This is a genomic window from Corynebacterium marquesiae (assembly GCF_030229635.1).
GTDB classification, from domain to species: domain Bacteria; phylum Actinomycetota; class Actinomycetes; order Mycobacteriales; family Mycobacteriaceae; genus Corynebacterium; species Corynebacterium marquesiae.
Window position 1 is genome coordinate 174,596 of the sequence record NZ_JASPII010000003.1, and the last position, 6,775, is coordinate 181,370.

Below are 6,775 nucleotides of genomic sequence, written 5' to 3' on the forward strand. Positions count from 1 at the left end.
CTCCGGCTAATCAGCAGGCCACGCAAAGAGCACCTCGCGCGAATCGGTATCCACTGTCACCAGCGAAACGGTGGTTTCGCTGCCGGTTTCTGGCGCGCCTACAGATTGGGCGAAGACGGGTGGCTCCGGAACAAAAATCCGAGCTTTGGACCGCTTCGGATCACCACTGACGACGGTGGCTGGGAAATTGGTGCCGAGCCAAGGGCGCAGCACGGTGGCCTCGGTGAGGTTAAGGCAGGCCTTATCCACCTGGGAGGCAAGCTGCGAAGTAGAGCGCATTGCGCCAATGACGTCCTTGGCGCGCTCCCCCACCCAGCCGGGAACCTCGTAGTCGCCGCATAGGGCTAGGCAGACCTCAGTGGCGAACCTATCGGACAGGCGCCGCAGCGGCGCGGTGACGTGTGCATAATAGCCGCCTATCCCGGCATGCACCTGCGCCTCTTGCTCGCCTAGCCAGGCATAGTCGGCGCCCCGCAAAAGGCTTTGAGCCTCACGCATAACAGCCATACCCCGCGGGGAATCGGCGTCGACGGTGAGGAGGAATTGGGGAATGGGGGCGTCGTCAAGCGCAAAGCCTAGGGCTTGGGCCTCGGCACGAAATTGGCGCTCGTGCTCCGGCTCGGCCGCGGGCAGGGTGCGCAAGAAGCCCACGCCAGCTTCCTGCATGAGGCGCCCAGCGCACATGCCAGCGAGCAGGGAGATCTCCGAGTTAAAGTCCATGACCTCATAGCGCGGCTCAATAATGAGTTCAAAGGTGCCGTCAGCATTTTCCACGACGCGCTGGGAGGGCAGGCGCAAGGACATGGCCGCACGGCGCAGGGAGGATTCCTGGCGCAGCCTGCCGACCACCGGCAGCAAAGCAATAGATGGGTGGAGCTTGCCGGCCGCGAGGTCCGCATGCGCGCCTTCATAATCCAGGCGGGCCTGGGAGTAAATCAGCGCGCGCTCGACGTGGAAGGACTCCACCTCGCCGTTGCCATCCAAGTCAAAGGTCCACAACACGGCCGGTTTATCGGTGCCAGGCAGCAGCGAGGCTCGGTCCTCCGAAAGCTCGGGCGGGTGCAGGCGCGCGGGTTCATCGGGAAGATAGATGGTCTGGCCGCGGCGGAAGGATTCGCGCTCCAGCTCGCTGCCGGGCTCAATGAAAGCAGCAACGTCCGCGATGGCATAGTAGACGCGGTATCCGCCCTCGCGTTCTTCGATGTAAACCGCCTGATCCAAGTCCATGGAGCCGGCGGGATCCAGGGTCACGAAGGGAATTTCGCGGGCGTCGCGGCGCGAGTCGGCGTATCGGTCCTGCGCGCGGACGGCCTGGTCGGTGACCTCGGCCGGAAAATCGGTGGCTACCGAAAATTCTGCGGCAATAGCGCGGAAATCAAGCGGGGCGGCATAGAGCTTCATGTCCACCACCATAAACGTAGTAGGGCGAATGAGTCGGCCTATAAGCCGGATTCTGTCTAATCGCGGCACTCCCTGGGAAGCACCGCGCGGTGAACATCCATCTAGACCAACCGTTGCCAGTTGGTTCCAGCAGCTACCTTCAGGCTCGAGCGAGCAGCCTTAAAACGCCTGATCGGGCCCCGCAACGTAGCGGGGCCGTGATGCCTTGCTCCCGGTGGGGTTTACCCAGCCACCGCCATCACTGACGGTGCTGGTGCGCTCTTAACGCACCGTTTCACCCTTACCTTGCTGCTCCAACTTGGGCCAAAGCTCAAGCGGAGGCACAAGGCGGTCTACTTTCTGTTGCACTTGCCCGCGGGTTTCCCCGGGTTGCCGTTAGCAACCACCGTGCTCTGTGGAGTCCGGACTTTCCTCGGCGCCCACGCGGCAGCACGTGGCTACCCGTTTGAAGCGACGCGATCACCCGGCCGGCTCATTCGCGTTCCTTATTCTAGCGCAGGCCTGCCAGGTGGCCCACATCGTTAAATCCGTGCACCATAGAGCCGCCTTCCCAGAACTCCACCCGCGAAATGGCCGCCAGGTCTAAGAAGAGATGACCAAAGGTGGCTGGGCCGGCATCGAGCGCCTGGCGGATGAAGGACTTAATTGGGTTGACGTGGCTAACCACCAACACGGTCTTGCCTGCGAAGCGTTCTTGGAGCTCCTTGCGGGTGGTGCGCACGCGGCGGTTGACCGCTTGCAGCGATTCGCCGCCCGGACAGGCGACGCTCGCATCGTGCAGCCATTCCTCGTGGAGTTCCGGATCGCGCTGGTGGGCCTCGGCTGCGGTCTTGCCTTCCCACGCACCGAAGTCCACTTCGATGAGGCCTTCGACGGTTTCTATCTCGATATCGCGGCCATTGGCCACGGCCGCTGCAGTTTCCTGGCAGCGACGCAGGGGCGAGCAGACGATGGCATCAACGTCGGTGCCGGCAAGCGCTTGGGCAGCAGCAAGCGCCTGCTTTTGCCCGAGCTCCGTAAGGCCCGGATTGGCGCGGCCGGAGTACTGCTTGGCGGCCGACATCTCCGTCTGCCCGTGGCGAAGCAAGATAAAGCGAGTGGTAGGTCCGCGATCCCCCAGCCAATCGGTGGGGTGCGGCGCGGTGGTGTCCTGCTCTGCGGCTGGGGCTGACTCGGAGTCTTCTTCGCCAGCAACAATGCCTTCTGGGTGCCCGGCGGCCGCGGCATCCATGGCGTCATTAGACAGGGCGTCTGCCACCTTGTTTTTGGCGCGCGGTACCCAGTCCAGGCTGAAAGAAGAAAAGCCGTTGATGTATTCGCGGGCGCGCAGGGCCAGCTTCTGCATATCAGGGTGCTTGATCTTCCAGCGGCCGTTGATCTGTTCCACCACCAACTTGGAATCCATGTGGAATTCCACCTCGGTAGCGCCCAGCTCAGTGGCGGCTTCAAGGCCGCGCAGCAGGCCGTTGTACTCAGCGACGTTATTGGTGGACTTGGTTCCTACCACGTAGACAATTTCGCGCAGGATGCGCTGACCGCTGCTGTCATAAATAACGGTGCCGGAACCGGCCACTCCGGGGTTGCCGCGGGAGCCGCCATCAGCGTAAATGATGACCTTCATTAGACCAGGCGCACCAGGTAGGAGCCGCAATCGCCGCACTGCGGCAGCTCATCGGCCGGGGCATTGCGCACAGCGTTTTGCTCGGCCGGAGGCAAGACGATGAAGCAGCCGCCGCAGGCGCGGTTGGCCTTGAACTGGGCGGCGCCTACGCCATTTTCCTCGCGCTGGGTATCGTACTCGCTGAGCACTCCGGCGGGCAGTTGATCGCGCAGCTCGCCGATGCGCACGGCCGGATCTTCTTGATTGGCGGCCGCTTCCTTAGCCGCCTCGGCCGCACGGCGCAGCTTTTCCAGCTTGCGCTCGGAATCGGAAACGCGCGCGCCGTGGACATCCAGGTTGGAACGCAGCGCGTGCACCTCGTTATGCGCCTCCTGCAGCTCGCTCATGAGATCTGCGATGCGGGACTTGGCAGCGTAGAGGTCGTGCTCCAGATCCTTGCGGGTTTCTGGGTCCACTGCGGCGCCGAGCTGGCGCTTATCATCGCGCTCGCGCTGGCGCAGCTTGCGCTCATCGGCCTGGATGCGCAGGATTTCGGTCTCCATGTCATCGACGGCCATCTGCGCAGAACCGGAGGCATCCAGCAGCCGCTTGTGCTCCTCCTTGGCCTTGTCATACTCGGCTTGCTCCGGGATTTCCTTCTTTGCGCCATGGCCCTGCGAGCGTTCCAGGTTGGCCAGCTCCAGCAGTACCGGCTGTAGTTCTTGCGATAGTTTCACTTATGACTCCTTTGGGTGCGCAGAGATAGTCCACGGGTCGGTGCGCAGGCTAATAATTTCCGTATCCAGTTCTAAAGCATTCTCTACGATATCGCGCGCTTGGGCCGTCCACGGAAATTCGCTGGCCCAGTGGGCGGTATCGATGACGGCGGGGCCGCCGGCGCGCAGGTGCTCATCCACCGGGTGGTGGCGCAGATCCGAGGTAACATACACGTCCACGCCTAGCTTCGCGGCCGCGGAGAGGAAAGAATCTCCCGAACCGGAAGACACGGCCACGGTGCGCACCTTCTGATCTGGATCGCCGGCGGCGCGGATACCCCAGGCGGTCTCCGGCAGGGCATTAGCCACCTGCTGGGTGAACTCGCGCAGGGTCATCTCTTGCGGCAGTTCGCCCACGCGGCCGAGGCCGAGCGCATTTTCCAGGTTCTGGTGGCCGGCGGTTTCCGTGATGTCATAGGCCGGCACCTCATATGGGTGGGCGGTGTGCAGGGCCTGCAGCAAAGAGGAGCGAAGTGCGGCTGGGGCGACGAACTCGACGCGGAGTTCCTCGCCGCGGTGCAGCGCGCCGATCTCGCCTTCGGTGGGGTCAGCTCCCTCCTCCGGCTGGAATTGGCCCGTGCCGGCGATATCGAAGGAGCAGTGGGAGTAGGCGCCGATGTGGCCCGCGCCGGCGTCGAAAAGCGCCTGCTTTACTTCCTCAGCCGCGGCGACCGGCACGTGCACGCCCCACTTATCCACTCCCTGGGGCTCCGGCACGATGGGCCGGCCGGGGTTGATGCCTACCAACTCCGCGAGCTTATCGTTTACTCCCGGCCGCGCCTTATCCGCGTTGGTGTGGGCCGCAAAGAGGGCAACGCCATTGCTGACCAGCGTGTGTACTACCTTGCCCTTGGGCGTATCGGCCGCCACAGACTCCACCCCGCGCAGCAGCAACGGGTGGTGAACCACGAGCATGTCCGCGCCGAGCTCCACCGCGCGCTCGGCCACCGCTTGGGTGCAGTCCAAAGCGAAAGCCACCCGCTTTACCTCCGCGGCCGGATCCCCGCAGATAAGCCCCACGGCATCCCACTTTTCCGCCAGGTGCGGCGGGTAGGCCTCATCGAGTACGCGGCGGACATCGCCCACGCTCACAGCGGACATGGAGGTGCTCCTTTATGCTCGTTTCATGGAATAGTTACTACTGCTATATCCTATCTTCCGCACCACAGTACTATTCGCGCGAAGGGGTTTTCCGCATGACCGAGACCGATACCCGCTCCGGCCTTTACCTCGTTTTTGTTTGCACCGGAAATATCTGCCGCTCCCCCATGGCAGAAATCATCGTGCGCGATGAAATGGAAAAGGACATGCTAGACCTCGTCGCCACCGTAGATTCCTGCGGCCTCGGCGGCTGGCATGTAGGCCAGGGCGCGGACGAACGCGCAGTTGCCGAACTGCGCCGCGGCGGCCACGATGGCGGTTCCCACCGCGCGGCCAAGCTAGGCACCGAGCACATGGACGCTGATATCTTCATTGCTATGGACAAGGGCCACCGCGCGGCCCTCATTGAGCACGGCATCACCCCCGACAAGATTCGCCTGATGCGCAGCTTCGACCCCAACTCACCGGAGGACGCGGACGTGGCAGACCCGTATTACGGTTCCGCAGCGGATTTTGAAACCACGCGCAAGAATATCGAGGCCGCCGTGCCTGGCCTGCTGGATTGGATTCGCGCTAACCGCGACTAGACTAGGCCCCATGCTAAAGACGTTCCTTAAGCCGGGTTGGGTTCTACTGCTACTTTTCGTCGTGGCATTTTCCTACCTTGCTTTTACCGTCCTTGCCCCATGGCAGCTGGGCAAGGACGATGACATTGTGGAACGCAACGAGCTCATCACCCACGCCTATGAGGCTGACCCCCAGCCGGTGGAAGACCTCGTGGATGGCAACGGCGCCATCAAGGACGATGAGTGGTCCCGCGCCACCCTGCACGGCCATTACCTGCCGCAGGACGAGGTGCTGTTGCGCCTGCGCCCGGTCGATTCCGGTCCGTCCTACCAATCTCTGGTTCCCTTCCGCACCGATTCCGGCCTGACCATCCTGGTTAACCGCGGCTGGGTCAAGGCCGGCGAGGCCAACGCCGTGCCAGATATTCCCCCTGCCCCTTCTGGCGAAACGGCTCTGACCGGCATGATCCGCGCCGATGAGGCTCAGCACCAGTCCGCCCCCATTAAACGGGAGGGCTACCAGCAGGTCTACTCCATCCATACGGAGCAGATTGCCTCGCTTATCGACGCCCCTTTGGCCCACGACTACATCCAACTCTCCGCCGACCAGCCCGGCGTGCTCAACCCCATGCCGATCCCGCAGCTCGACCGCGGCAACCACCTCTCCTACGGCTACCAGTGGATTGCCTTCGGCATCATGGCCCCGCTGGGCTTGGGCTACTTCGTATGGTCCGAAATCCGGGAGCGCCGCCGCCTGCGCGAGGAGGAAGAGGCCCTCGCCGCCCTCGACGCTGATGCCTCGACCCCCTCCGAGCCCGCCACTGCTGAGGCCCCTGCTGCGGACCACAGCCCCGCAGAGCCAACGGCCGGCGCTGTATCCGCCCTCAGCGAGCATGCGGCCACGACCGACGATTCCACGGCCGTTCCCGCCGCGTCCTCCTCGCATGCCGCCAGCCGCCGCAATCGCTCGCGCTACGGCGACTCGAAGCCGGATCACTACGCCAAGTTGAACAAGCGCCGCCGCGAGCGCTACTAGCCCCTCCCTGCCTGGGCCGTTGCCTGAGCATCCGCTCAGGCCCCAAGGGACAGCCACGTTAATGCGTTATGCCCTCTCCTCTTGGGGGACATAACGTGGCCACAAGTTGGCTCTCGAGGCCTTGCCCCCTCAACTCTGCCAACCGGCTAAGCCCACCAACGCAAAAAGACCGCCTCCCGGAACCGAATCCGAGAGGCGGTCTGTCTTGTGCGGCCTGAGGTGTCTGGTTCCATGACATCGTTCCGCTCTGTCTCACGACATCATTCCGCCCCACAAGGCCCTGATGTGCCACAAC

6 protein-coding genes and 1 other RNA gene are annotated in these 6,775 nt (G+C 63.5%); 2 read left to right on the top strand and 5 right to left on the bottom strand.

What is annotated here, in order from left to right; all coding sequences use genetic code 11:
- Positions 1 to 6: 6 nt before the first annotated feature.
- From QP971_RS03460 to QP971_RS03480, 5 genes are all read right to left on the bottom strand, one after another.
- Positions 7 to 1,401 carry an RNB domain-containing ribonuclease gene (locus tag QP971_RS03460; RefSeq protein WP_284810875.1) on the bottom strand — a complete coding sequence of 465 codons (1,395 nt, stop codon included), beginning with the start codon at positions 1,399 to 1,401 and terminating at the stop codon, positions 7 to 9.
- A 25-nt stretch (positions 1,402 to 1,426) separates the two neighbouring features.
- Positions 1,427 to 1,876: RNase P RNA component class A (gene rnpB / locus QP971_RS03465), an RNA gene on the bottom strand.
- A 15-nt stretch (positions 1,877 to 1,891) separates the two neighbouring features.
- Positions 1,892 to 3,022, bottom strand: a complete 1,131-nt coding sequence (locus QP971_RS03470) for a bifunctional RNase H/acid phosphatase (RefSeq protein WP_284810876.1) — start codon at positions 3,020 to 3,022, stop codon at positions 1,892 to 1,894.
- Positions 3,022 to 3,738 (bottom strand): zinc ribbon domain-containing protein, encoded by a 717-nt coding sequence (locus QP971_RS03475; RefSeq protein WP_239273529.1) that lies wholly within the window; start codon positions 3,736 to 3,738, stop codon positions 3,022 to 3,024. Before QP971_RS03475 ends, QP971_RS03470 begins: the two co-directional genes overlap by 1 nt.
- A complete protein-coding gene (locus tag QP971_RS03480; RefSeq protein WP_284810877.1) occupies positions 3,739 to 4,878 on the bottom strand; it encodes a Nif3-like dinuclear metal center hexameric protein in 1,140 nt (379 codons plus the stop codon).
- Between the two features lie 95 nt (positions 4,879 to 4,973).
- Here QP971_RS03480 and QP971_RS03485 point away from each other — a divergent pair, with 95 nt between their 5' ends.
- The gene (locus tag QP971_RS03485) at positions 4,974 to 5,465 is read left to right on the top strand and encodes a low molecular weight protein-tyrosine-phosphatase (RefSeq protein ID WP_284810878.1); all 492 of its coding nucleotides are present in this window, start codon (positions 4,974 to 4,976) and stop codon (positions 5,463 to 5,465) included.
- Positions 5,466 to 5,475: 10 nt separating this feature from the next.
- Positions 5,476 to 6,480 carry an SURF1 family cytochrome oxidase biogenesis protein gene (locus QP971_RS03490; protein WP_284810879.1) on the top strand — a complete coding sequence of 335 codons (1,005 nt, stop codon included), beginning with the start codon at positions 5,476 to 5,478 and terminating at the stop codon, positions 6,478 to 6,480.
- Positions 6,481 to 6,775: the final 295 nt, after the last annotated feature.